Consider the following 25438-nt stretch of genomic DNA (forward strand, 5'->3'; position numbering starts at 1 on the left):
TTAAAATCCCCCAGTTGGTTGAGCTTTATCTACAGTTGGTTGAGCTTTATCTACAGTTGGTTGAGCTTTATCTCCAGTTGGTTGAGCTTTATCTCCAGTTGGCATAGTTTTATCTCCAGTTGATAGAAATTTATCTCCAGTTAGTTGAACTTTATCCGGTTAGCTGTGCTTTATCTTCGACAGCTGTTTATAATTCCGATTATGAAGTTTTATTCCCGGTTGGCACAGATTTGTTCCAAGTTCAGCGACTGTGATAACCGTTGATACTGATTGAATCATGCTCCCTCGTCAAACGGAGTCCATCTGCCAATTATATCCAAATTTTCAAAAAAACTATTCCGCTTGTTTATTGGGGTATGAGTTATATAACAGAAACTTACGACAAGGAGGACCTTATGAAAAAACTACTTATATCTTTAACAGCTGCTGGGATCCTTGCTGGATGCAGTGCTGGTGACAGTGAGAATGGGCAGGAGGGGCCGCCGGAAACGGAGGTTAAGACTGAGGAGGATCCGGTGACCACGGATTATCTGCAAGAGAGGTTTTATGAAGGAATGGATTATGATGCTTATGCTGTTGAGGTTCAGACATGGGTTGATAAGGGCCAGGCGACCATTTCCGATACTGTAAAGATTGATGGGCAAAAGAATGTATCAGCGGATATCATCCAGGTGGCTGACGGATTCCTGGCGGTTGCAAATGACAGCAAGGAAATCACTTTTATCAAACCCTTCGCCTCTCCTGAGGATGCAAAAGAATACTTGGAGAATAATCTATAAAAAAACGCAGCCCGCTAACAAATCGTTTAGCGGGCATTTCCTTGTGGTATACGTCCATAGAGGGGCATGGACAGAAAGGACCATGAAACGGTCTCTAATTCATCTTGTGAACGATTACATAATATGCTCACACATCGTAAATGGAGGAATGAATCAGTGAAGAGAAATGAGAACCATCAATCTATGAACAAGAATTCAAAAGATCAGCAGCTGGAACAGTTCAGATCCGGTCATGACGGAGAAGCATTGACAACGAACCAGGGACTGCGTGTTTCTGAAGATGAACATTCCCTGAAGGCGGGCGAGCGTGGTCCGACTTTGATGGAGGATTTCCATTTCCGTGAGAAAATGACTCATTTTGACCATGAGCGCATTCCTGAGCGTATTGTCCATGCAAGGGGATTTGCGGCTCATGGGTACTTCCAGGTGTACGAGCCAATGGCTGAATATACGAAAGCAGGGTTCCTGCAGGATCCGTCAAAAAAGACTCCGGTCTTTGTGCGCTTCTCGACGGTTGCCGGTTCACGCGGGTCAGGTGATACTGTCCGTGATGTCCGCGGTTTTTCGACTAAATTTTATACAGAAGAGGGGAATTACGACCTTGTCGGCAACAATATCCCTGTATTTTTCATCCAGGATGCAATCAAGTTCCCTGATTTGATTCACGCAGTCAAGCCGGAACCGCATAATGAAATCCCGCAGGCGCAGTCAGCGCACGACACGTTCTGGGATTTTATCGCGAATAATACGGAGTCCGCACACATGATCATGTGGCATATTTCAGACCGTGCAATTCCGCGCAGCTTCCGGATGATGGAGGGCTTTGGTGTCCATACATTCAGGTTTATCAATGAACAGGGGAAGGCCCGTTTTATAAAATTCCACTGGAAACCGGTGTTGGGAGTCCATTCACTGGTTTGGGATGAAGCGCAGAAGCTTGCCGGCAAAGACCCTGATTTCCATCGCCGTGATCTTTTTGATGCGATCGAGATGGGGAATTATCCAGAATACGAGCTTGGCGTCCAGATGATTGATGAGGAAGACGAATTCAAATTTGATTTCGATGTTCTGGACCCGACTAAAATCTGGCCAGAGGAACTGGTGCCAGTCAAGATCATCGGAAAAATGACGCTGAATCAGAATGTGACCAATTACTTTGCGGAAACAGAACAGGTCGCATTCCATCCGGGACATGTCGTGCCAGGAATCGATTTTTCAAATGACCCGCTTCTTCAAGGGCGTTTGTTCTCCTATACCGACACGCAGCTTTCCCGTCTCGGCGGTCCGAACTTCCATGAAATCCCGATAAACAGGCCCGTATGCCCGTTCCATAACAATCAGCGCGATGGAATGCACAGGATGACAATTGACCGCGGCCAGGTAGCCTACCATAAAAACTCGCTCCAAAGCAATCATCCAAAAACTTCATCCGCGAGCGAGGGTGGATATCAACATTATCAGGAAAAAGTGGATGGCCGAAAAGTCCAGGCACGCAGCGACAGCTTCAAGGACCACTATTCACAGGCAATCCTTTTCTGGAACAGCATGTCCGATGTTGAAAAGGAGCATATGATCCAGGCATTCGGCTTTGAGCTAGGTAAGGTAAAAAGCAAGGATGTACAGCAGCAGGTGGTCGAGATGCTCGGCAATATCGATACCTTACTGGCTGAGCAGGTAGCAGAAAGTCTGGGGGCAAAAAAGCCAGAAAGCAAACCAGCAGAAGTGACTATGTCTTCTCCAGCATTAAGCCAAATGAATACAGCGAAGCTCCCGAATACCAGAAAGGTTGCGATCCTTGCAGATCATGGATTTAACGGAGCAGAAGTTTCCGGTGTGATGGAGATTTTGAAAAAGAGCGGCATTACAGCGGAAATTGTCAGCAAACAGCTCGGCATGATCAAGGGCGATGACGGGAGTGAGATTGAAGCCCAGCATACACTTTTAACAGGAAGCTCTGTTCTTTTTGACGCTTTGTATATCGCCGGCGGCCAGCAGAGTGTCGACAGCCTGAAGCAGAAAAAGGAAGCCGTTTATTTTGTGGATGAGTCGTTCAGCCACTTAAAGGCAGTTGGTGCAGGAAAAGAAGGTGCAGAACTCCTGGCTGCTGCAGGAATCGGCCATGAAGAAGCCTCAGGTGTCGTCGTTTTTGAAAACAGCAAAGAAGTGACAGGTGAAGCCCAGAAATTCATCAAGGCAGTAGCAGAACACCGCCACTGGAATCGAATGATTTAATTTAAGAAAGAGAAACGGATCATATCTGTTTCTCTTTTTTACAAAACCGGCTTATGGAAGCAACAAAGTAAACGGAAAAGCTTACCAAAGGAGGGGACATAAATGAAGGTGATTGTCTTCGGTGCGCATAGCAGTGTTGGCGAATTGGTTGTCAGTAAGCTTATGAAAAACGGATATCAGTCATGCGCAGTGATCAGCAATGAAAATCAAATCGAGACATTGAAAAAGCTTGGAGCGAATGAACTGGTGATATATGAGGAGAAGTTGCTGCCAAGCTTATTCCAGGGCTATGATGCGGCCATTTATCTAACGGGCATCAATCCAAGAGCCAAAGCGGGCAGAACAGTAATGGTGGACCATGAGTCGGTCATAGAGACGGTAAAGGAGGCCGAAAAGCAGGGAGTTCAGCGCTTTGTAATGATGAGTGCCATCACAGCCAATGAAGCGGAAGGTGATGAAAGCCGTGACATCGGGGCCAAAGAGATGCCGGATGAATTACTGCGTCAATCAAATCTGACATATACTGTAATACAGCCTGGAGCGGTTACAGATAAACCTGGGGATGGAAAAATATCGGCGGCTGTCACACTTGAGGAAAATGATGCTGAAATATCACGCGAGGACTTGGCTGAGGTGCTCGTCAAGTCGCTTGAGGCGGAGAGAACTTTTAATAAGACATTCGAGGTAGCAGACGGGGATACAATGATAACAAAAGCATTATCTTCATTATAGGAAAGGAGGATCCAAATGGGTTTGACGGATTACCTTGTGATCGGCTTGTTTATTTTCATCGCCTTGATCATACTCGTGCCGATTCTGTTATTCATTTATTTATATTTAAAAGACGACAAGCAAAAACAGCATTCGATTTTGAGGAATTTCCCTGTCATCGGGAAGGTGCGTTATTTTACCGAACACATCGGCCCTGAACTTAGGCAGTATTTATTTAATGCTGATAATGAAGGAAAGCCTTTTTCGCGCAAAGAATACCAGGATGTCGTTAAGGCAGGGAAGTATAAGGAAAGATTGATTGGTTTCGGCTCTTTAAAAGACTTTGATGCAGAAGGCTTTTATATTCGAAATACGCTTTTTCCGAAGTTGACTGAAGAAATGAAGATCGATAACGCAGAAAAAGTCAAAACAAGAGTTTACAAGATTGATGGCGAGGGGCTGTTCACACGGAAGGAACACAACGAGGAAAAGCTGGTTGACCCTTATTACTTGCAGGATGAAGACGCTGTCGTTGTTGGTGAAAGTACTTGCCGCTATCCATTCAGGGTAAAAGGCCAGGTAGGCCAGTCAGCTATGAGCTATGGAGCACTTGGTGAGAAAGCGATCCAGGCGTTGTCAAAAGGTCTCGGAATTGCAGGCGGAACGTGGATGAATACAGGTGAAGGCGGATTGTCCGACCACCACCTCGCAGGGAATCCGGATATCATCATGCAAATCGGTCCCGATTTATTTGGTGTCCGCAAGCCAAACGGGGAGTTTTCCTGGGAAGAATTCAAGAAGAAAAGCGAGATGCCACAGATAAAAGCATTTGAGATCAAGCTGGCGCAGGGGGCTAAGACACGCGGCGGCCATGTTGAAGGTGCAAAGGTTACCGAGGAGATCGCCAAAATCCGTCTGGTTGAAGTCGGAAAGACCATTAACAGTCCGAACAGATTTTATGAATTCAGTGATGTCCCATCCATGTTCGACTGGATCGAGGAATTGCGCTCGGTTGGAGGCAAGCCTGTAGGTATGAAGATTGTCGTCGGGGACATGGACGCACTTGAAAACATGATTTCTTACATGAAAGAAAGCGGGAAAGGCCCGGATTTCATTACGGTGGACGGCGGTGAAGGCGGGACAGGCGCAACCTATCAAGAGCTGGCCGATACGGTGGGGCTTCCTATTCATTCGGCGTTGCCGGTTGTGGATGAAATGCTCCGTCAGTATGGGATAAGAGACCGTGTGAAGCTGATCGCTTCTGGTAAACTGATCACCCCTGATAAAGTCGCCATCGCTCTGGCAATGGGAGCTGATATGGTGAATATCGCCCGCGGAATGATGATCAGTGTTGGCTGCATCATGGCCCAGGTATGCCACACGAATACATGTCCTGCGGGGGTAGCGACCACAGACAAGAAGCTTCAGGATGGCCTGGTTGTCGATGAGAAGATGTACCGTGTCGCCAACTATATCATTTCGCTGCGGGAAGGCCTGTACAATCTGGCAGCGGCTGCCGGGTTGGATAGTCCCACACAATTTGAACGGAAACATATTGTCCATAAAGATAAACTTGGGCGCGTATCGCCGGTTGAAGACCTGATTATCGCGGCAAGAAGAGCACAATTGCAAAAAGAACGAAAGATCGATTAATGATAGAAAGCCAGTCCATTCGCGGGCTGGCTGTTTTGCTTTTAAAATTTTCTTATCAAACAAATTGTGGAATAATAAAGGGTATTAAGCTTTTCATTAGGGGGTTGCTTGCTTGGCGGGTAAAACAGCATTGATTGCCGGTGCGACCGGTTTGATTGGGAAGGAACTGCTGCAGTTTCTATTGAATGGGAATGAGTATGATAAAGTCATTGCGATTGTAAGAAGGCCGGTTGGGATTGATCATCCAAAACTTGATGAAAGAATCGTCGATTTCAATCAGCTCGAACAAAGAAAACAGCTATTTACAGCGGACGATGTGTTTTGCTGTCTTGGAACAACAATCAAAAAGGCTAAAACGAAGGAAGCGATGTGGAAAATAGACGTTGAATATCCAGTTTCCATTGCCACGCTGGCGAGTTCGGAGGGAGCAAAGAAGTTCTTGCTTGTCAGCTCAATGAACGCGGACCCTGAATCTGCAATTTTTTATCCAAGGATGAAAGGGAAGCTCGAAGAGGAAATCAAACAGATCCCATTTGAAACAACTGCCATCTTCCGTCCGTCTCTCCTGCTGGGGGAACGTGAAGAATTCAGGTTTGGCGAAAGGACGGCAGCGGCCATTTTTTCGAAACTGCCTTTTCTTTTTACCGGTCCGTTAAGGAAATATAAAGCGATTGAAGGAAGGACAGTGGCTTCTGCAATGTATCGTGTTGCCCAGAAAAATGATAAAGGACTGACTGTGTATCCTTCTGAACTCATACAAGAGATAGGGTGCTGAACATTAACATGATCATCGATCTTATATTGGTTATATCAGGAATTATTGTACTTGGATATGCGGTCCTGAAGATTCATCCGGCTTTTGGGGGAAAGCAATCCAAAGAGAAGAAAGAGTTATTCGCACAATCTCCGCAATATCTAAAGGGGGAATTCGTCAACCAGACCCCAACCCACTGGGATACGAGTTTTGGTTCGATGCTTTCCATGATGAGGGACTTTTTAAAAGGCAATTCCGAAAGAAGGCCAAGGATTCCTATTCCGATGGCAGCCTACACACCTGGAATAAATCAAGGTTCCTCAGTGAAAGTCACCTGGTTCGGACACTCCGCTTTCCTGTTAGAGATAGAAGGGAAAACGATTTTTTTTGACCCAATGTTCGGGAAGGCTCCAACACCTTTTCCGGTTAGGAACCAGCGATACAGTGGAAAGCTCCCTTTCGCGATTGATGAGTTGCCTGTGATTGATGCTGTTGTCCTGTCTCATGACCATTATGATCACCTTGATTATGGTTCGATCATGAAGTTGAAGGGGAAGGTAAAACAGTTCATAACTCCCCTCGGAGTCGGGAGCCATTTGGGAAGATGGGGAATTCCTGAAGGGAAGATCAGTGAACACGATTGGTGGAGTGAATTTACCTTCGAAGGTCTTAAGCTGGCGTGCACCCCGGCCCGCCATTTTTCTGGCCGCGGACTCACCGACCGTAACTCAACGCTTTGGTGTTCGTGGGTAATAATTGGTCCTGAATCAAAGGTATATTTCAGTGGTGATGGCGGCTACGGTCCGCATTTTAAAGAGATTGGCGAAAAGTATGGACCGTTTGACCTGACCTTGATGGAATGCGGCCAGTATGACGCACGCTGGGCAGCGATTCATATGCTTCCAGAAGAAACGGTCCAGGCACATCAGGATGTCAAAGGAAAGCTGCTCATCCCTGTCCATTGGGGAGCATTCACCCTGTCGCTTCATGCCTGGCATGATCCAGTTGAGAGGGCGCTTCAGGCGGCAAAAGAATCCGGGGTCGTTATTGCAACGCCAAGAATCGGAGAAACCATCTGTTTAGGCGAAGACCAGATTCCAGAGACTGCCTGGTGGAAGCTGACAGATTCATATTGATTTTAAAAGTCATGTTAGTGATAACATGGCTTTTTTTGCTGGGGATTGTTGCTTAATGTATGGCAGCTCTTAGATGACTCGCAACTATTTCAGTATTGCTTTTGTGATAGATATCTCTAACGGACACTTTTCGCGAGAATGGCTGAAAAACTGTCCGATAGAGGGGTTCTAACGGACACTTTTTCATAGAAAGGTTGTAAGAGTGTCCGATAGAGAGGTTCTAACGGACACATTTTCCGAGAATGGTAGTAAAACTGTCCGAAAGAGTCGCATTAGCCAAACCTAGAGGGATATTATTTCCGATTCTAAAGGTTTTTGAAACAAAAAGGCAGTGAAGGAAAAATAATTTGATCCCATTCCATGCTGAATGGTTTTTTTTATCGGTAAATGGCACGGGATTGGAAGCTGCCTGGGTCATTCGTTTCTGTTGTGATATTCTACACAAATTTAAACTCCTTAAAAAGACTCATTTTTTGAAAAATTTACATTTTCATCATATTTCGACAACTTTTTTACATTATGATTATCTTGGATTTATATTTGAGGAGGTAGTCAAAGTTGAAGAAGTTGATTTCTGTTTTTCCTGCAATTATTTTATTTTTTTTCACGCTTTACCCATCATTCCTGCCCGCTGTATCAAAGGTGGAAGCAGCAGGGACTGGGAATGTCGTCATCAATGAAATCGCCTGGATGGGCACGAACAACAGTTATAGCGATGAGTGGATTGAGCTTTACAACAATTCAGGTTCTGATGTGGTGCTCGATGGCTGGCAGCTCAATGCCACGGATGGTGCCCCGGCAATCAAGCTGAGCGGGACGATTCCGGCATATGGCTATTTTTTGCTGGAAAAGACAGATGACCAATCCGTAACAGGGATCCAGGCTGATCAGATTTACAGCGGCTCGCTTGGCAATACAGCTGAATATCTGAAATTAATGAATGCCGCAGGTGCTGTTATAGATGAGGTCGACTCATGGTATGCAGGTGATAATACGGCAAAAGCGACAATGGAACGGATTGATCCAGCTGTTGCCGGACTTGATTCGACAAACTGGGCGACAGCCAATGCAAGTTATGCCGATGGCCTTGGGACTCCAAAGGCCCTGAATTCAACGGCCACTGATGGCAGCGGTTCGGGTGGTGATGCCGGCGGAAATACAACTCCTCCTGAAACGCCAAGCGTTTGTGATGACAGGACGCAGCGCCTGAATAATGTTTCTGAGGCAGAAGGCGCGATGAATGTCTATTTTAATAAATGTGCTTTTCCGCAATATGCTTCTGCGGGGAACGAAGCGAACTATAATGTAAACTTTGAAGATATCTTAATCAAAAGATTAAATTCTGCAACAACGAGCATTGACTTTGCCACCTATGAAATCAACCTGCCGCGAGTGGTTGATACATTGATCCAGAAGGCGGCACAGGGTGTGGATGTGCGAGTGATTGCGGATTCCAAGGATGCAGCAGACCCGCATTACGCAGAACGATTTGAAACAATGCGGCTCTATCTTGAAAAAATGAAGCGCGGGCAGGATGCGGTCATTGGAACTGAGGATGATATTGTCATTTTTTCAGACTCACCTATGTTTGCCGTTGAAGACAGTGCCAAAAGAACAGAAAAGGGATTGCCTGCCGGCGTTACAGATATTGAGCAAGTAACTGTGACAGTTGGAAACAGTGATACTACTGGTCGGCTTTTTGTTGAAGCAGAGGAAAAATCGGCAGGAAGCTACTATGGGCCAGGAAACCAGATGCATAACAAATTCGCAATAGTGGATGATCGCTGGGTATTCACAGGAACCTGGAATTTTACCGTGACAGGCCTTTATGGTACTGATGAAAACATGCAGCAGGGCATCCTTGACGGCAACCAAAACCAGATTGTTGAAATTAACTGGCCACAGCTTGCCGGCATCTATGAAACAGAATTCAATGAGATGTGGGGAAGCAATGCATTGAATCCAGATCCAGTTGCTTCAAACTTCAGCACGCGCAAAACAGATAACACCACACATGTTTTAGATATCAATGGTAAGAAGGTTGAAATCTATTTTTCAGCTGGGGATAACGCTGTTGGCAAAATGGCTGATGTGATTCGGAATGAAGCTGACTTTAATACATACTTCTCGATTTTTGCATGGAGCGACCAGGCGTTAGCGGATGAATTGAAGAATAAGTGGGAGGGTTCCTATAATGATATGGAAGGAACCTTGACTGGATTTGATGTGAAAGGTTTGTTCGATTCGGATTTCTGGAACCAGTGGTGGTCCGCGAGTGTGGATATGACAGGGAGGACTGCTTCGCAAACCAGTGTGAACAATCCTAACACACGCTGGAACAATCCCGCACCAGTCTATGCGGATGCAGAAATACGCAAACTTCACAGTAAAACCATGCTGATTGACGCCGATACAAACAGTGACCCTACTGTCATCGTCGGATCGACGAACTGGAGCAACAATGGAAACAATGTTAATGACGAAAACATGCTGATCATTCACGATGCAGCAGTTACGAACCAATTTCTTCAGGAATTCAATGCCCGTTACGTCCAGGCTGGCGGAGTATTGCAGTAGTTTGAGTACAGCATGAGCAAGGAAGAGTTACATCATACAAGAAGGCAAAACGAGTGAAAACGTTTTGCCTTCTTTTTATTTCACTGCCTGTGGAGCAGGGGTGATGGACATTTGCTTTTCCTGACTTTTCTGCTGAACCGTTTATTTAAAATTATACCAACTTCTCAAGATTCACTCGTTTATGGATCGCAAGCATCACTGGGATGCCGACAGCCATTACGATGAATTCACCTGCGGCTGTTGTCAGCCATGTGAACCAGAACGGCAGCTGGAATGCTAGATTCAATTCAAGCGCAATCAGGAACATCGTGAAGGTGAACACCAGAGTATTCACAAACATCCGGCCGATGATATTCTTGATATATTTTGCAGTGAAAATCGTAATCCATAAAGAAATCACTGACTGGCCAACCCCAAAAACAAGGTCATAAGCGATCATGGGGGAAAAGAGCAGGTTTGTTAAAAACACACCTAATACAATTCCGAAGAAAAATTTTTTGTTAAAAACAATCAGGTGGTTGAACATTTCCGATACGCGGAACTGTACATTGGTAAAGCCGAATGGCTGGATAACTGCGGAAACGGCAATATACAATGCAGCAAGAATCCCGTTTCGGACAATCATTCTCGTATTCATTTTCATCTCTCCTAGTTTTTTTACGTGGGATGGTTACGAACCACGATATTTAAAAGCCAAATTTATATTATATAGGATGAAAGACCTTCTCACAATGGCATTTTTCTAGAATAGCAGTTTGGGACTTGGACTCTGGTTAAGATAGGGTTTATCTCAGCTTAAAGTATCTTTGATTTAAAATAATACCTGCGATTGGTATAATTTAATGCAACTGGGAAGGTAAAATGACCTGTAAAAATTGAAGTACCTGGAAAGGGGATATAAAAATGTTTAAAAGAGATATAAAAAAGCATTGGACCGTTCAATATGAAGAGAGGGTCATGCCGCATGTGCAGGCAGGAATGGTACTGAACCCGCAAGACTGGAGGGAACTGGACCCGTTCATTCTAATGGCGGAGGACTGGTTCAAGCGCGGAACCTTTTCCGACCATCCACATCGCGGCTTCCAAACGATTACGTTTGTCATTGACGGCAGACTGGAACATATCGATAATCATGGAGGCCACAGCATCCTGGAGGCAGGGGATATCCAGTACATGAACGCCGGCAGCGGAGCGAGGCATGCCGAGGAGGCGGTGGAAAACGACATTGCCCATACGCTGCAATTATGGCTGAATTTGCCTGGAGAGCTGAAAGGCACAACCACTTCTTATCAGAATGTATATAACGAAGAGGCGCCTGTTGTCCCATTCGATGGCGGCACACTGAAGGTCTACTCAGGAGAAACCGCGGGTGTAAAGGGACCGTTGGAACCATTGGTGCCATTTGCTTTATCTGAAATTCGCCTGTCAGAAGGTGCTGAATTCACATATGAGCTTCCAGAGACACATAATGCGTTCCTTTATGTACTTTCAGGTGAACTTGAAGCTGGTGAAAGCAAGACCAACCTAAAGAAATCTTCAGCAGCAACTTTAACTTACAATGATGTTGGCAAAGGCTTAAGCGCCCTATCTTTGAAAGCGAATAAGCGCTCAAGAGTTTTGGTTTACTCTGGCCAGCCAATCAAAGAGGAAGTCGTTGCATACGGTCCATTCGTCATGAATTCAATGGAAGAAATCCGCCAGGCATACCGGGATTACCAGGAAGGGAAATTTGGCGGGGAAGCGAAGTAGCTGTGGTGCAAACTTTAAAAATTTTTATTTATTTTTTCGTGTCGAATAAGTATGATAAAAGTAGAATTAAAATCCGATAAAGGCAAATCCAGGGAAACCTGGGGACGCAAAACTACAGGGGCTAAAGTCATGACCATGCCAGCCAGTTGCCGAAGGTTCACATAGTCGATTTATGTGTGCTGCTCTTCGGACAGCACTTTTTTGATTTTAATTCCAATATATTAGTGGGGGAAATTGGAATGAAAAAGTTTTTCGCATCAACAATTTTGATCGGGTTGCTTGCTTTTGGTACGGGAGTATCCGCAGAGGAAGTTATTGAAACTGCAGATCCCGGAACGACACCAGACGAGTTTTTATTTACGTTTGATCAATTATTTGAAGAATTGAAGCTTTTAATTACCTTTGATGATGAAAAGGAAGCCGAGCTGCTTTTAGAGTTTGCGAACGAGAGGCTGGCTGAGGCGGCAGCTATGTCAGAGGAGGAAAAGACAGAATTCGTACAAGAGGCGTTAAAAGATTATTTAGAAACGCTTGAGGAAGCGCAAGAGAAGGTCACGGAGGTCATTGTTGAAGACGGGACCGATTCCGATGGAGAAGACCGGCTGACAGAAGAGTTGGAAAATGCAGCTGATCTTGAGGAAGGGCTTACCGAAGAACTCGAAGATGAATTGAAGGAAGAAGTTGAAGAAGCAACAGAACAAGCAAAGATCGTTGCTAACGTGGTAAAGGATCTTGATCAGGATACGGTAGCCCAGCTGCGTGAACAGGAGTTGGGTTATGGACAAATCGCACAAATCTTCTGGCTTGCAGAGGCAGCTGGCAAGACAGTGGAAGAGATTGCCGTTTTATATACAGAGGAAAAGGTTGGTTTTGGAAAGGCAGCCAAGCAGCTGGGTGTCCATCCTTCACAGTTGAAAGGACTGGCAGCAGGTAAAAAAGAATCTTCAGTCGATGAAGAGACTGATGCAGATGATAGTGGTGAAATTTCAGAAGATGAAGGCTCCTTAGAAGCAGAACAGCCTGAAGAAGAAATGGAAACTGAGGAAGGAAATGTGGAGACTGAATCGGCTGACCAGCAAGTTAATATTGCAGCCGCTACAGTTGCCGGCACGGTATCGAAAACGACTGCTTCAAAAGTAGAAGAAAAGAAAGTAAATGCAGAAAAGAAGGCGGAAGAAGCCGCTGTGAAGGCTGCTGAGAAGAAAGCTGAAGCTAAAAAGAAAGCGGAAGAACAAAAGCGCGAAGCAGAAAAGAAGGCTGAAGAAAAGCAAAAAGAAGAATCAGCAAAAGCTGAAGAGAAGCGTAAGGAAGAAATGAAAAAAGCTGAAGAGAAGCGTAAAGAAGAAGCGGAAAAAGCTGAAGAGAAGCGTAAAGAGGCAGTAAAAGAAACAAAGAAGAATAAAGAAAAGCAAGAAGATGACGAAGTGGAAGACGACGAGCAGGAAGATGATGACAGCCACGGTAATCCAAACAATGAAAAAGAGAAGAAAAACGGAAAGTAAGTTTACAGGTACTATTCGATAGAGGAAACCGATCCGCTTAGAATATTTGACTGTATTCAAGTTTTTATGTACGATGATAGTATCAAAATGAATAGTTCTCCTAAAGGGGAGTAGCTTTTACAACAGAGTCGTCATTCCGGAGGTCACTCCCGGCTTTGTTGGCAACAATCGTTGTTAGCAAGACCTTTGCCAAATATGGTGAAGGTCTTTTATTGTTTTCTTACCTTCACCAGGGCAGGTGAAGGTTTTTTTATTATATTTTCGGTTGCGCTAAAGCCGTTCCGTAGTATATAGCCCGAAAAAGCTCCCATAGGAAGATTTGAGTCACATAAAAAGGGAATATGTGCCCGGAAAAGTGCGAACGTGAGGATTTAGGTCACATAAAAAGGAAATATGTGCCCGAAAAAGCGCCGGTAGGAAGATTTGGGTCACATAAAAAGGGAATATGTTCCCGGAAAAGCGCCCACAGGAAGATTTGGGTCACATAAAAAGGGTATATGTGCCCGAAAAAGTGCCCACAGGAAGATTTGGGTCACATAAAAAGGGAATATGTGCCCAAAAAAGCGCCGGCAGGAAGATTTGGGTCACATAAAAAGGGAATATGTTCCCGGAAAAGTGCCCACAGGAAGATTTGGGTCACATAAAGAGAGAATATGTGTCTGAAAAAGTGCCCAGGAAGAATTAGGGGAAAAATATTTGATAATGGCACCTTTTTAGAAACGACACAGAAGCATTTGCGAACTGTTAACATAAATTGAAATATCGGAGTGTAACGCTATTGAAGTGAACATCTTATACAGATGAATGGTAATAAAAGTGAATTGACCATAATAGGGTCCACGCACGATGAATCTAAAAAAGTTAACGTTATGGAGGAACAGCATGTTATTAAGAAAGTATATGTCACTGCTAGGAGTAGGCTCCGCCCAGATCGACCTTATTTTAAAGAAGGATGTTCTGACCCCAGGAGATTCTGTGCATGGGAAGTTTTTGATCAAGGGCGGGACGGTTGCACAGGAACTGCAGCAAATTGAATGTATTCTTGTCATGGTTGATTTAAAGACAGAACAGGAAGAGACACTGGATAAGGTCTTAATCGATGTAGAGACAAGGATTCAGCCTGACGGGGATGATGTGGTTCCATTTACTTTCCAGCTTCCGACTGATGTTCCCCCCTCCAACAAGCATATTTCTTATCACTTTAAAACAAAGCTTGTATTCAAGCAGGGAATAGAAAGCTGGGATGAAGACATGATTAAGGTCGTGAAAAAATGAACTGAGACGCGGAGATTAAGTGGGATTAAGTATATTAAGTATATTAAGAAAGGGGCAGGGAGCATGAACCAATACGAACATCTGGCAAAAAGTGTTGTTTATTCAGTACGGGGATCAAAAATGGTTTTGGTTCATAAAGACCCAAGACTTAAGCTGATTGGAGAGGGCAGAAGTGCTTTCGCGTTCCTGATTAAAGGCACGGATTTGGTTTTGAAAGTTTTCTTTCCACAGTTTTGCAAGATTGCCGCAGAAGAGGCAGCAGTATATCAGCAGCTTGCAGGAAGCAGGTTTTTCCCTAAGCTTCATGAATCAGGAAGTAATTATCTGGTTATCGACTTTGTCCGTGGGTTGACGCTCTATCAATGTCTGGTAAATGGAATACCGATTTCTCCGGGTCATATTGAGGAAGTCGATCATGCCCTTAATCTGGCCAGGGGAAAAGGTCTCAACCCGTCCGACATCCATCTGAGGAACATCCTCATCACACCTGAAAATGACATCAAGCTTATTGACGTGGCAAGATTTCGGCAGACGAAGGAATGCTCTCAATGGAAGGACTTAAAGACGGCCTTTTATAAATTTTATCGCCATGAGCGATTTCCTAAAAAGTTGCCTGAACCAGCAATGGATTTAATTGCATTTTTCTATAAAAAAGGATTGCTTCCAACTATTAACTAATAATGGCAGCAATCCTTTTTATAAAACTACATAAAATAACTATAGTGAGAACAGCACCAGGTTCAAAAACTTGTCCTGTATTCCTATCCTGCGTTATGATGGTTTATAACAGTGTAATTTGGAATATTTGAATTTGGATATATAGATGATTATTGTCATAGAACACATGGAGGAATCGTTATGACCAAGGAACTGCAAGCCTTAGGAGAAGCCATTATTAGCAGGAAGAATCAAATCGCAAAGTCTGTACATGAAGACAGATATTCTGACAGGGTCTTAACTGAAGCACAGAAATATGACTTTGGTAAAATTGAACAGCAAATTCTTGAAGTCAGGGCAAATTTTGTTGGACTGTTCGGGGAAGCTTTAATTGAGCATGAAGAACCGAAGATCGTGTTCGAAAAACTTACAAACTGGGGAAAAGAAACCGGTGAATATATTTATAAGCTAGGTGCCTCTCTTGATGAAGCATTAAAAGATACCACCTATTATCGTGAACATATTTGGAAAGTAATTAGGGAAGAAGCAAAGGATATGCCTGCTTCTGTCTTCTTTGATGTATTGGATGTTATTGACCCATTGATGGATCATGCGATTTACAGCTTCAGCCTGACATTTGTTGAAGCACATCAACAGAGTCTTGAAAATGCCAAAACGGCTTTGCTTGAGCTTTCAGTACCAGTTGTTCCTTTAATGCCTGGAGTCGGTGTCCTGCCTCTTGTAGGTAATGTTGATACAGAAAGAGCTCAGCTATTGATGGAAGAGACACTGGATCAGGCAGTAAAATTAAAGCTGACCCACCTAATCTTTGATGTCTCCGGCGTCATGATTGTAGACACCATGGTTGCCGATCAGCTGTTTAAAGTCATCAGTGCCCTTTCACTTGTTGGCGTAAAAACCATCATGACCGGCATTCGTCCAGAGGTTGCCCATACAATGGTGACGCTTGGACTGAACCTGGAAGGAATCATGGTGAAGTCAAATCTTCATCAGGCTTTCAAGGAAATCCAGCACTTACAGAATGCATAATGAATGAAAAGCTGCCTCAGCAGCTTTTTTTGTTTGATCAGATAAGAAGGATTATCCTCATCAAAAAGAGAAAATGAAAGTAGCCTGGAGAAAAAGTGTGACTGGGGGAACAGAATATGGCAGAGATTATTTATCGTGATGTGGAAGAAAGAGATATACCAGAGTTATTCGACCTTATGACTCAATACATAGTTGATTTTTACAAGAAGCCGTCTCCCGATGAAAAAGAACTGAAAAACCTGATCCAACACCTTTTGGAGCATCCTGAAGCTGGTTTGCAGTTTGTGGCTGAAAAAGAAGGGCAGCTGCTGGGGTTTGCCACTTTGTATTTTACCTTCAGCACTTTGCAAGTTAAACGCGCAGCCATCCTGAATGACTTGTTTATCAAAGGATCTGCCAGAGGAGAGAAAGTGGGAGAGCAGCTTTTTAAAAAATGCCTGTCCTTTATAAGGGAAAATGACTTTGCCTATATGACATGGGAAACGGCTAAAGATAACGTTGCTGCCCAGGGGCTGTACAATAAAATGGGCGGGAAGCAGTCTGACTGGCTTGTTTATGAAATAGAATAAGAAATAGCTGTTGAGCAAGACATGCTTTTCCGAGTCGTATTTCGTGTATTTTACTAGATTAACACCTATACTATAGTGTGAAATAATCAACAGGAGGGATTCAGGTTGCAAATTGAAATGTGGACTGACTTTGCTTGACCATTCTGCTATATTGGCAAAAGGCGTCTGGATGACGCTATTAAACAGATTGACCACCCGATTGAAGTAACGTACCGCTGCTTCGAGCTTGATCCGAACATGGAGCGGGATATAGATTATAACATGTATGAGGCGCTCGCAAAAAAATATGGAATGAGCATTGCCCAGGCAAAAGCGAGCACGCAGAATATGGTGCAGATGGCCAAAGAATCAGGCCTTGAATATAATATCGATACACTGATTTTGACCAATACATTCGATGCCCATCGTTTGACGATGTTCGCGAAAAAGCATGGATTAATGGCTGAGATGACGGAAAGGCTGTTGCGTGCCTACTTTACGGATTCTAAGCATATTGGTGACCATGAAACATTGGCGGACTTAGCAGTGGAGGTCGGACTGAATCGCGAAGCTGTAGAGAAAATGCTCGCAAGCAATGAAATGGCCGAAGAAGTACGTGCTGATGAAAGTACTGGCCAGCAGTATGGAATCACAGGTGTGCCATTCTTCCTGATCAACAAGAAATATGCAATCACTGGCGCTCAACCTACTGAGGTCATCGTCCAGTCATTGAAAAAAGTCATTGCTGAGAGTGAAATCACTGTCTTGAACAATGATGATGGAATGATTTGCGACGACGATGGTTGTGAAATTCCAAAGAAATAGTCAAAAAAGAACTAGTCTCAGATGGCTAGTTCTTTTTTGTTCCTAAATAAATTCGACAATTTCTTCGATTGGCAGTCTAGTCGTCTTATGTCCAGGTGCTGCTGCCTTGCCCAGGGCGATCAGCAGGGATGGCATATAACGATCTTCAATGTTGAACTTTTCGATGAATTGCTGCCTGTTGAAGCCGCCCATTGGAACAGTATCATATCCACGGGCTTTTGCAATCAGCATAAGCTGCATTGATACAAGACCGGCATCAAAGGATGCGATGTTTTCTCTCATGTCAACAGGAACAGAAGGGTATAATTTGTTAGAGTTCTCAATCATTATGCCCATTGTTGCTTCGTCCATATAACCAGCTTCGAAAGAACTGCGGTACACTTGTTCACTATTACGATACATTTCCCTGTCACCAAGAACAGCAATGACTGCCGATGCAGTTTCCACCTGTTCCTGATTATTGGCGATTGCCCTTAATTCCTTTTTGACAGCCTCGTCCTGGATTACGAGGAACTTCCATGGCTGCAGATTACTTGAAGAAGGAGCTAGAGCAGCTTCTTTTAAAATGTCTAATAACTCTTCGCGGGAAATTTTAAAATTCGGATCATATTTTCTGACTGACCGGCGTTCACGGATTACCGTGGATAGGCTTGTCTCGGTTGAGTTCATATTGATTCCTCCAAAGATGTAGTAGGTTACTATTTGTAAGCAGTATATAGATTACTCCTGGAATGAGTAGACGTCAAATATACTGTTTCAATTTGAGTATCAAAAACTGATCTTTTGGGTGAATCGAGCAGCTGAACTGACCGGATAACGAATAACTTATTTCATTCTTTCTAATACCAGGTCGTGCCATTCTTTTGTTTGCCTCGGATCCTTGCTGTTGATGAATATCTTTTCTTCATCTGCTTCAATGTATAGATATGGCGGTGAATCTTTGTGGATAAATAACAGACTGCTGCCGTAATGTTTTACTTTGAATTGGCCCTTTGCTAAAGTCGCCAGTCCGAAGCCATTTTGTTTCCATGTCACTTCAGGCATTTGATCTAAAAGTTCAACTTTCTGTACTTCAGAGAAGTTCCACTTTCCGCCGTACATCCCTGTGATTTCAAAAGAGTCGGTATGCTCCGTCAGCTCGAAATCCTGATATCCAACATAAAACAGTCCTGTCAAAAGACCGAGTGTGGCAACTGTAATAGCAGAGCTGATGATATAGCTTCGTTTTCTTTTTTCCTGGATTTCATACCTGGATAGATAAATCAGACCGCCAAGCAGAAAGATAAGCATGAAACCGAACTGAACATCGATAGAGTAGTTGAAAGATGTAAAACTCAAAGGAAGCAACATCGTCATTCCAGCGGCAGTCATTAGCATAAGCTTGCCGACTCTTTGTGGATACCCATTGCTGATTAATTGCTGCTGCTCATCCTTCTGCTTGCCATTAAAGTTTGATATCAGCCAATACCACTCTTTTTTCACGATCGCCCAGCCGAAAAAAAGGAATAAAAGAATCAAAAAAAGCTGGATCCCTATTAAAAACAAACCAATCCCTCCCCATGAAGCTCTTTGACAATTTTACGGATTACATGAATAACAAGTTTCATATATATCATTAAAAAGGAAAAAGTATCAGTTTTGTTGAATTAAAAGTGGAAAAACAAAACATAAGCTTGTGGGGAGTGTATGAAATGAAGATATTAAAGGATTGGACAGCATTTGAAAAAAGCTGGCTGTTGATCTTTACAGCGGTCAACATCTATCTGTTTTTCGCCTGGAAGGATTCGCTTCTGGGGCTGATTTCTTCGATTACGGGGATGCTGTGCGTTGTGCTTGTGGCGAAAGGGAAGATAACAAACTATTATTTCGGTATTATCCAGACTTCTACATATGCTTATATTTCCTATACATATGGCCTATATGGAGAGGCAATGCTGAACGGCCTGTTCTATTTCCCGGTACAGTTTATTGGAATCTATATGTGGAAAAAGAATCAAATCAAAGACATTGAGAGCGTCAAAGGGGAGGATATCCCTGTCCAACGCCTTACAAAGGAGGGATGGATCAAGCTTATTGCCGTCATCGCAGTTTCAATAGTCGCTTATGGCTTCTTCCTGAAATACCTTGGAGGCAAGAGCGTCTGGATCGACTCGGCCACAAATATACTGTCGGTCTCCGCACAAATTTTGATGCTGAAGCGTTTTGCTGAGCAGTGGGCCCTGTGGATTTCCGTCAATGTCCTGTCCATCATCCTCTGGATTGGGGCATTAGTATCAACAGGGGGCAATGACATTTCAATGCTCGTCATGTGGTCCGCATTCCTGGTGAACTCTATCTATGGTTATATTAACTGGACGAAAATGTCTAAGGATCAGAATTTGAGGGCTGCAGCATGATGATTGGCAAAGTAGGGATGTATGGGGGCAAATTTGTCCCAGTACATCTTGGGCACGTCTACGCAATGATTAAAGCAAGTACAATGGTTGATGAACTTCATGTCATTGTTTCCTATGATACTGAGTATGAGAAAAATGTCCTTTTTAAGGATGCCAGAATTCCTTATATTCCTTTTAGACAACGTATCAGATGGTGGAAGCAGTTGACGAAGGACCTGGCGCATGTCCATGTCCATGCCATTGAAGAAATACAGACAGGACAATTTTCTGATTGGGAAAAAGGAGCGGATGCAATCAAGCAAGCGATTGGAAAAGAAATTGATGTTGTTTTCAGTTCCGAACCTCGTTATAGCGAATACTTTGATGTTCTATATCCAAAAGCAGAGCATATTGTGATTGATGCCGCCCGCGAGAAGTATCCGGTTTCGGCGACAGCGATCAGACAGGATGGGGCCCTGAAGCACTGGGAGTTGCTTCCTCAGCCGGTCAGGACTTTCTTTGTAAAAAAGGTAGTCATTGTCGGAACAGAGAGCTGTGGAAAATCCACACTTGTCCGGAATCTTGCTGCCCTGTACAATACAGCGTTTGTTGAGGAAACAGGCCGTACGTACTACGAAAGACTTGGAGATTGCGAAACAATTACCCAGCCAGCAGATTTTCCCGAAATCGCCATTGAACATAAATACCATGAAAAGCAGCAGCTGGAAAGTGCGAATAAAGTATTATTTATTGATACAGAAGCCGTGGTCACCCAATATTTTTCCCTGCTGTATGTAAACGAGCATCAGCCTGTATTGGACACGCTTGCCAGCATCCAAAACTATGATTTATGGCTGTTCCTCGAACCTGATGTTGAGTGGGTTGATGATGGAACCAGAAGCTTCGGTGAACAAGCTGTCAGGGAAGCCAATAACGAAGCTTTGAAAAAGATGCTGGATGAGCGTGGGGTAGCTTATGAGACAATCAGAGGGAGCTATGAAAAAAGATTGCGAAAAGCGATTAAGCTCGTGGATCAGCTTTTATCAAATTCGTGAAGGCATAATAGTTCATAAACAGGCATCAACCTCGCACGGTTGATGCCTGTTTTTTTATTGTGGTCATGACGGACAGAAATACGAGATTGGAAGTGGGAATTGTCCATCATCATCCCGATGATGGACAGAAAAGCGAGGTCAGAGGTGAAAATTGTCCGTCATAGGCTCGATGACGGACAGAAACACGGTTCTGAAAGAGAAAATTGTCCGTCATACCCTCGATGACGGACAGAAATGCGATTTTGAAAGAGAAAATTGTCCGTCATAACCCCGATGACGGACAGAAATGCGGTTTTGGAAGAGAAAATTGTCCATCATAACCCCGCTGATGGACAGAAATGCGGTTTTGGAAGAGAAAATTGTCCATCATAATAAAAATGACAAATTAAAACTTCCTAATATATTAAAAGAATCCAAAATGAAAAGGAAGCTGCCTGACTTCTGCAGGCAGCTTTGGATAAAAGTTGACTAGCGTATACTCTGTTCATGATCGGCGACGGCTCTTAAATTACGTGACCTTATGAAGAAGGCTGCCGTCATGAATATGGCTAATATGCCAAAAATCACGCTCATTTTTTGAAGCCCGACTGCGTCAAGCAGGAATCCTGTTAAGAGCAGGACGACCTGGAAGAAGACCCGGTCCATCATGTTCCGGAACGAGAAGAAGCGGCCATGGAAATCTTTCGGTACCCTTGTCTGGAAGATCGTCGCTGCAGTCGGGAAGAAGCAGCCAACGGAAAAACCAAACATCAGGAAGGCGACGATCGTCAGTACTGGCTGATAAGCAAAATACAGCATCAACTGGGATAAGCCTATCAGCATCGAGCTGGAAAACAGGATTTTATAAGGTGAGAACTTGTGGCTGATCCGTTTGATCAGAAATGCTCCGGTCATGAAGGCGAGACCTTCTGCCGTATAGATCCAGCCTTTGATTGCCGAGCTCTCCTGAAGTTCACTAATATTGATGACGACCAGGTTGAAGCCTCCGAGAAATATGAGCGGAATCAAGGTAAGGATCAAGGTCATCATGACGATCGGCAATTTTAAGATAACAGGGAAGACATCCTTGAATCCCTGTTTATGGTTACCTGTAGCAGCAATGATTGTCTTCTTTTCTTCGAATTGTAAAAACCATGTGAGACCAAACAGGACAAGATAGGCAGCCATCGACAGGAGATAAACGGCATTCAATGGAATGGCCACCAGCAGGATTCCAGCCGCTGCAGTCCCGATGATGCGTGATAATGTAGAAACATTCATATGGACACCGTTCAACTGAAGTAAGTCCTTTTCATCGACAACAAGGGGAATCGCCGCCTGGAGTGCAGGAAAGTAAAATGCAGCGGATACTTGCAGCAATACAAGGAAGACGAGCATCCACCATACTGATCCAGTTTGAATGGCTATCAGCATGAAAGCGACGCTGATCACCCGAACGAACCCTGAAATCAGCATGACTGTCTTTTTGCTGTATTGATCCGTAAACCTTCCGGCCAGGGGACCTACAGCAATGCCTGCAAGCAAACCGGCTGCCAGCAGCAGCGATTTTAAAAAGTCAGAAGGAATCCTTTCCTGCATAAACTCAAGATTTCCAATAATGCCAAGCCACAGCCCTAATCCGGCAATAAACTCACCAGTCAATAAAATCCAAACATTCTTATTTCTCCACATATACTTTGTGCCTCTCGGTTTCTCAGGAATTTTTATATACCCAATTATCGGGTATTTGTAAAACTTCGTAAAGCTAAATATTTTTATATATGCTTTTAAACGATTGACTGGACCAAAAAGATACGGAAATAAGAAATTTATACCACCTCATTTAATGTTTTCCATTCTTTTGGACGAGTTTTCCATTCCGGAAATAGGGAACTTTTATAAGGAATAGAAAATGGGGAGGTGAGTGGGAAACTGCATCGGCAGGCATATTGCCTATAATACAGAACGGGAGTGGAGAATTTGAAGAAGTACATAAAGAGCTTGGCAGCGGCAGCAGTCATTTTAGCGGTCCTGGTTTTCGGACAGCCTGAAACAAAGGCTGCTGGAATCAAAATGGGATCGGCAGGATCAGAGGTTACATATGTTCAATCCGTTTTAAAGAAGCTAGGATATTTTAATGACCAAACAACCGGTTATTTTGGTCCCATTACTACTGAAGCAGTCAAGGCGTTTCAGAGGGATTTTGGGCTGGAAGCAACCGGAGGGATGGGACCGCGGACAACCCAATTGATCAATGATATTGATATGATGGCACATGTCGTGAACGGTGAGTCAAGAGGAGAGAGCTACCAGGGGCAGGTAGCAGTTGCAGCAGTCATTTTAAACAGGGTGGAATCGAAGGATTTCCCGAATACAGTTTATGACGTCATCTTCCAGAGGAATGCGTTTACCGCAGTGTATGATGGACAGTATCAGCTTCAGCCGAATTACATAGCTTACCATGCCGTAAAGGACGCATTGCTTGGCTGGGACCCTTCCTATGGCTCTGTATATTACTACAATCCAAGCTTGGCCACAGATCAATGGATTTTTACAAGAACAGTCACAAAACAGATTGGCAATCACAACTTCGCATACTGAACTGAAAGCACCGGTTTATTGAAAAACCGGTGCTTTTATGCATCTAGCGGTAAAAAAAGGCACAAACTAGCTTCTGAGAAACTATGTTAGGAATGGACAGCAAATCGTGCTGTTCTAGTATCAAACTAGGAGGTACCGCCATGACCAAAAAGGAAGTTCAGTTCAAACAAAGCTATGAATCAGACGGGAAAATGGAAAAAAAGAAAAATGAAGCAAAGAAAAATGACAAGAGTGCCAACTTCTTTAACGTAACACCAGACAGCGAATAGAAGTCAAAAGGAGCAGTGAGATGGAAGAAGAACAGATCGAAACCGCTACAGAAGAAGATTTGCATGTAATTGGCGAAATGTTTGCCGATTGCAAGGAATATCTTGAATCAAGAGGCATTTTGCAATGGGATGAGAAATACCCAAACCATGAGTATTTTGAGAATGCGATGGAGGGGGAAGAGCTGTTCGTTATGAAAAAAGGGGAGGCCACCATTGGAGTGATGGTGCTCGACGAGTGGCAGGCTCCTGAATGGGAGAACGCCGACTGGACAGATACAGATGGGAAGCCTCTTGTTATACATTCGTTTTGTATCGACCCTGCCGCACAGGGCGGAGGATTTGGAAGCAGGATGCTCCAATTTGCCGAGGATTTTGCCAGAGACCATGGATATGCTGCACTCCGGCTGGATACGTACTCCGGTAACAAGGGGGCAATCGGATTTTATGATAAAAGAAACTATAAGCAGACTGGTACCGTCAAGATGGAAGGCAAGCCGGAGGGGCATGAACTATATGTTTGTTTTGAAAAGCTGTTTTGATAATAATAGAAACCCTGCCTTGGGAAAAAAGAAGCCTGGGTTTCTTTCTTTTTTATAATTTTACCATGACCTCAGTGCCATCATGCAACCTTGCATCAACTAGCAAAGTTCCTTTATGCTTGCCCAGTTCGCGGATAAGTTCATTCATCAGCTGTCTGTTTAGTAAAGTAGTGAATAGTACGGCGGGAACTTGGTTATGTTGAAGATCCTGATTTGCCCATTTATGCATCTGGCTTTGGAATCTTTTAGATGCAAGAATCGAACTGGCAGCTTTTAAGATTGTGTACGGGACAGGGAGGGAAAATGCGATTTTATCTGTTTTGATTTTGATTTTCATCATATGTTTTACTCAATGACGACTTTAACTGTATCGCCATTTGCCGATTGGATGTCGACGATGTTCCCATCCAGTTCATTTTCAATGGCATCGATCAGCATATTGATGTCAAGGTCTTTCACGTATTGCTGGGATTGAGGGATTCCCGCAGCGATGCTGTACCCGGTTTTGAGAAGCGCCTTTACCAACTTGATCGGTACATTGACGTTCACATTGTCATTCTCCTTGGACACAATACGGATTTTTAGCGTTTTGTCTAAGTATTTACTTTGTTTCTGAGGTAAGACAGAAGTTTCCTTCTCCTTTAGTACGGCAATCAGCTGGGCACCTTTTTCTGAATCAATTTTTCCATCTTGGACCATCGTTAAAATTTTTGAAATTTCTTCACTCATCAAAAATTCCCCCTATTCACCTTTTAAAAGTTTGATTGCATCCTCAGGTGAAATTTCACCCTTCTCCAGCATTGCTACAATTTTCTTTTCATCCAGCTCATTTTTCTTTTGCGTGTCATGTCCAAGGGCAGTGATAATATCGTTAAGCTTTCCCCGGACAGTCGGATAAGAGATTCCAAGTTCTTTTTCCACTTCTTTAATATTTCCGCGGGATACAAGGAAGATCTCGATGAACTGAAGCTGTTCCTTTGTTAAAGAAGCAAGCTTCGAAAGTTCGAATTCATTTTCAATCGTCGTATCACAATGATTGCATTGCAGCTTGGTAATTTTAAGAGTTTGGCTGCAAACCGGACAATTTGTTAAGACAGGATATGCCATGACTGCCTCCTTCCATCGGTATTTAAGTATATTTTATGTATTGAAATTAAAAATGTAAATATTTA

General features: G+C 43.7%; 26 protein-coding genes and 2 riboswitches. Of the genes, 19 read left to right on the plus strand and 7 right to left on the minus strand.

The window, feature by feature from the left end; translation table 11 throughout:
* Window positions 1-395: 395 nt before the first annotated feature.
* The 7 genes from QNH36_RS05150 to QNH36_RS05180 all read left to right on the plus strand — a co-directional run bounded on the left by QNH36_RS05150 (window position 396) and on the right by QNH36_RS05180 (window position 9842).
* Complete coding sequence (locus tag QNH36_RS05150; protein ID WP_251543934.1) at window positions 396-779, plus strand: hypothetical protein; 384 nt, start codon at window positions 396-398, stop codon at window positions 777-779.
* 183 nt (window positions 780-962) lie between these two features.
* The gene (locus QNH36_RS05155; protein ID WP_481825318.1) at window positions 963-3011 is read left to right on the plus strand and encodes a catalase; all 2049 of its coding nucleotides are present in this window, start codon (window positions 963-965) and stop codon (window positions 3009-3011) included.
* 102 nt (window positions 3012-3113) lie between these two features.
* On the plus strand, window positions 3114-3743 hold the full coding sequence (locus QNH36_RS05160; protein WP_251543932.1) for an NAD(P)H-binding protein: 630 nt from the start codon (window positions 3114-3116) through the stop codon (window positions 3741-3743).
* Between the two features lie 15 nt (window positions 3744-3758).
* Complete coding sequence (locus QNH36_RS05165) at window positions 3759-5375, plus strand: FMN-binding glutamate synthase family protein (RefSeq protein ID WP_251543930.1); 1617 nt, start codon at window positions 3759-3761, stop codon at window positions 5373-5375.
* Window positions 5376-5487: 112 nt separating this feature from the next.
* Window positions 5488-6150 (plus strand): NAD-dependent epimerase/dehydratase family protein, encoded by a 663-nt coding sequence (locus QNH36_RS05170; RefSeq protein WP_251543929.1) that lies wholly within the window; start codon window positions 5488-5490, stop codon window positions 6148-6150.
* A complete protein-coding gene (locus tag QNH36_RS05175) occupies window positions 6144-7265 on the plus strand; it encodes an MBL fold metallo-hydrolase (protein WP_349654838.1) in 1122 nt (373 codons plus the stop codon). Before QNH36_RS05170 ends, QNH36_RS05175 begins: the two co-directional genes overlap by 7 nt.
* Window positions 7266-7823: 558 nt before the next feature.
* Window positions 7824-9842: a phospholipase D-like domain-containing protein gene (locus QNH36_RS05180; protein WP_283904892.1), complete on the plus strand. Its 2019-nt coding sequence runs from the start codon at window positions 7824-7826 to the stop codon at window positions 9840-9842.
* Window positions 9843-9993: 151 nt separating this feature from the next.
* Here the strand turns inward: QNH36_RS05180 and QNH36_RS05185 are convergent, their stop codons facing one another.
* Window positions 9994-10479, minus strand: coding sequence for a QueT transporter family protein (locus QNH36_RS05185; protein WP_144475151.1), 486 nt, complete (start codon window positions 10477-10479; stop codon window positions 9994-9996).
* Between the two features lie 5 nt (window positions 10480-10484).
* Window positions 10485-10529: riboswitch (PreQ1 riboswitch) on the minus strand.
* Between the two features lie 216 nt (window positions 10530-10745).
* Between QNH36_RS05185 and QNH36_RS05190 the strand changes: the two genes are divergently transcribed.
* The 7 genes from QNH36_RS05190 (at window position 10746) to QNH36_RS05220 (ending at window position 17448) form a co-directional block, all read left to right on the plus strand.
* Window positions 10746-11591, plus strand: coding sequence for a pirin family protein (locus tag QNH36_RS05190; RefSeq protein WP_144475150.1), 846 nt, complete (start codon window positions 10746-10748; stop codon window positions 11589-11591).
* Between the two features lie 71 nt (window positions 11592-11662).
* Window positions 11663-11745, plus strand: a riboswitch (cyclic di-GMP riboswitch).
* A gap of 85 nt (window positions 11746-11830) precedes the next feature.
* The gene (locus QNH36_RS05195; RefSeq protein WP_283904893.1) at window positions 11831-13093 is read left to right on the plus strand and encodes a DUF5667 domain-containing protein; all 1263 of its coding nucleotides are present in this window, start codon (window positions 11831-11833) and stop codon (window positions 13091-13093) included.
* Window positions 13094-13975: 882 nt separating this feature from the next.
* Window positions 13976-14368 (plus strand): sporulation protein, encoded by a 393-nt coding sequence (locus QNH36_RS05200; RefSeq protein WP_144475148.1) that lies wholly within the window; start codon window positions 13976-13978, stop codon window positions 14366-14368.
* 63 nt (window positions 14369-14431) lie between these two features.
* The gene (locus QNH36_RS05205) at window positions 14432-15046 is read left to right on the plus strand and encodes a protein kinase family protein (protein WP_144475147.1); all 615 of its coding nucleotides are present in this window, start codon (window positions 14432-14434) and stop codon (window positions 15044-15046) included.
* Between the two features lie 180 nt (window positions 15047-15226).
* Window positions 15227-16075 (plus strand): STAS domain-containing protein, encoded by an 849-nt coding sequence (locus QNH36_RS05210; RefSeq protein WP_144475146.1) that lies wholly within the window; start codon window positions 15227-15229, stop codon window positions 16073-16075.
* Between the two features lie 116 nt (window positions 16076-16191).
* The gene (locus QNH36_RS05215; RefSeq protein WP_144475145.1) at window positions 16192-16644 is read left to right on the plus strand and encodes a GNAT family N-acetyltransferase; all 453 of its coding nucleotides are present in this window, start codon (window positions 16192-16194) and stop codon (window positions 16642-16644) included.
* Window positions 16645-16794: 150 nt separating this feature from the next.
* Window positions 16795-17448 carry a DsbA family oxidoreductase gene (locus tag QNH36_RS05220; protein WP_260983541.1) on the plus strand — a complete coding sequence of 218 codons (654 nt, stop codon included), beginning with the start codon at window positions 16795-16797 and terminating at the stop codon, window positions 17446-17448.
* A 42-nt stretch (window positions 17449-17490) separates the two neighbouring features.
* On the opposite strand, the gene QNH36_RS05225 is transcribed toward QNH36_RS05220, so the two are convergent.
* Together QNH36_RS05225 and QNH36_RS05230 are read right to left on the minus strand one after the other, a co-directional pair.
* Window positions 17491-18117, minus strand: coding sequence for a nitroreductase family protein (locus QNH36_RS05225; protein ID WP_144475144.1), 627 nt, complete (start codon window positions 18115-18117; stop codon window positions 17491-17493).
* Between the two features lie 156 nt (window positions 18118-18273).
* Complete coding sequence (locus tag QNH36_RS05230) at window positions 18274-18993, minus strand: DUF3784 domain-containing protein (RefSeq protein WP_144475143.1); 720 nt, start codon at window positions 18991-18993, stop codon at window positions 18274-18276.
* Window positions 18994-19139: 146 nt separating this feature from the next.
* On the opposite strand from QNH36_RS05230, the gene pnuC reads away from it, so the two are divergent.
* Window positions 19140-19844, plus strand: coding sequence for a nicotinamide riboside transporter PnuC (gene pnuC, locus QNH36_RS05235; RefSeq protein WP_144475142.1), 705 nt, complete (start codon window positions 19140-19142; stop codon window positions 19842-19844).
* Window positions 19841-20878 carry a multifunctional transcriptional regulator/nicotinamide-nucleotide adenylyltransferase/ribosylnicotinamide kinase NadR gene (nadR, locus tag QNH36_RS05240; RefSeq protein ID WP_313959699.1) on the plus strand — a complete coding sequence of 346 codons (1038 nt, stop codon included), beginning with the start codon at window positions 19841-19843 and terminating at the stop codon, window positions 20876-20878. Before pnuC ends, nadR begins: the two co-directional genes overlap by 4 nt.
* A gap of 468 nt (window positions 20879-21346) precedes the next feature.
* Here nadR and QNH36_RS05245 read toward each other — a convergent pair whose 3' ends face one another.
* Window positions 21347-22549: an MFS transporter gene (locus QNH36_RS05245; RefSeq protein ID WP_144475141.1), complete on the minus strand. Its 1203-nt coding sequence runs from the start codon at window positions 22547-22549 to the stop codon at window positions 21347-21349.
* Between the two features lie 279 nt (window positions 22550-22828).
* Here QNH36_RS05245 and QNH36_RS05250 point away from each other — a divergent pair, with 279 nt between their 5' ends.
* From QNH36_RS05250 to QNH36_RS05260, 3 genes are all read left to right on the plus strand, one after another.
* On the plus strand, window positions 22829-23458 hold the full coding sequence (locus tag QNH36_RS05250) for a cell wall hydrolase (protein ID WP_395883496.1): 630 nt from the start codon (window positions 22829-22831) through the stop codon (window positions 23456-23458).
* A 140-nt stretch (window positions 23459-23598) separates the two neighbouring features.
* Window positions 23599-23727: a hypothetical protein gene (locus QNH36_RS05255; protein WP_260983518.1), complete on the plus strand. Its 129-nt coding sequence runs from the start codon at window positions 23599-23601 to the stop codon at window positions 23725-23727.
* Between the two features lie 20 nt (window positions 23728-23747).
* Window positions 23748-24266 carry a GNAT family N-acetyltransferase gene (locus QNH36_RS05260; RefSeq protein ID WP_144475140.1) on the plus strand — a complete coding sequence of 173 codons (519 nt, stop codon included), beginning with the start codon at window positions 23748-23750 and terminating at the stop codon, window positions 24264-24266.
* A 52-nt stretch (window positions 24267-24318) separates the two neighbouring features.
* On the opposite strand, the gene QNH36_RS05265 is transcribed toward QNH36_RS05260, so the two are convergent.
* From QNH36_RS05265 to QNH36_RS05275, 3 genes are read right to left on the minus strand one after another with little or no spacing between them, the layout of a single operon-like run.
* Complete coding sequence (locus QNH36_RS05265) at window positions 24319-24606, minus strand: hypothetical protein (RefSeq protein ID WP_144475139.1); 288 nt, start codon at window positions 24604-24606, stop codon at window positions 24319-24321.
* A gap of 5 nt (window positions 24607-24611) precedes the next feature.
* Entirely contained in the window at window positions 24612-24995 is a 384-nt protein-coding gene (locus QNH36_RS05270) for an SHOCT-like domain-containing protein (protein WP_144475138.1), read from the minus strand.
* A gap of 12 nt (window positions 24996-25007) precedes the next feature.
* Window positions 25008-25373: a DUF2089 domain-containing protein gene (locus QNH36_RS05275; RefSeq protein WP_144475137.1), complete on the minus strand. Its 366-nt coding sequence runs from the start codon at window positions 25371-25373 to the stop codon at window positions 25008-25010.
* Between the last annotated feature and the right edge of the window lie 65 nt (window positions 25374-25438).

This window comes from Mesobacillus sp. AQ2 (genome assembly GCF_030122805.1).
GTDB lineage: Bacteria > Bacillota > Bacilli > Bacillales > Cytobacillaceae > Mesobacillus > Mesobacillus oceanisediminis_A.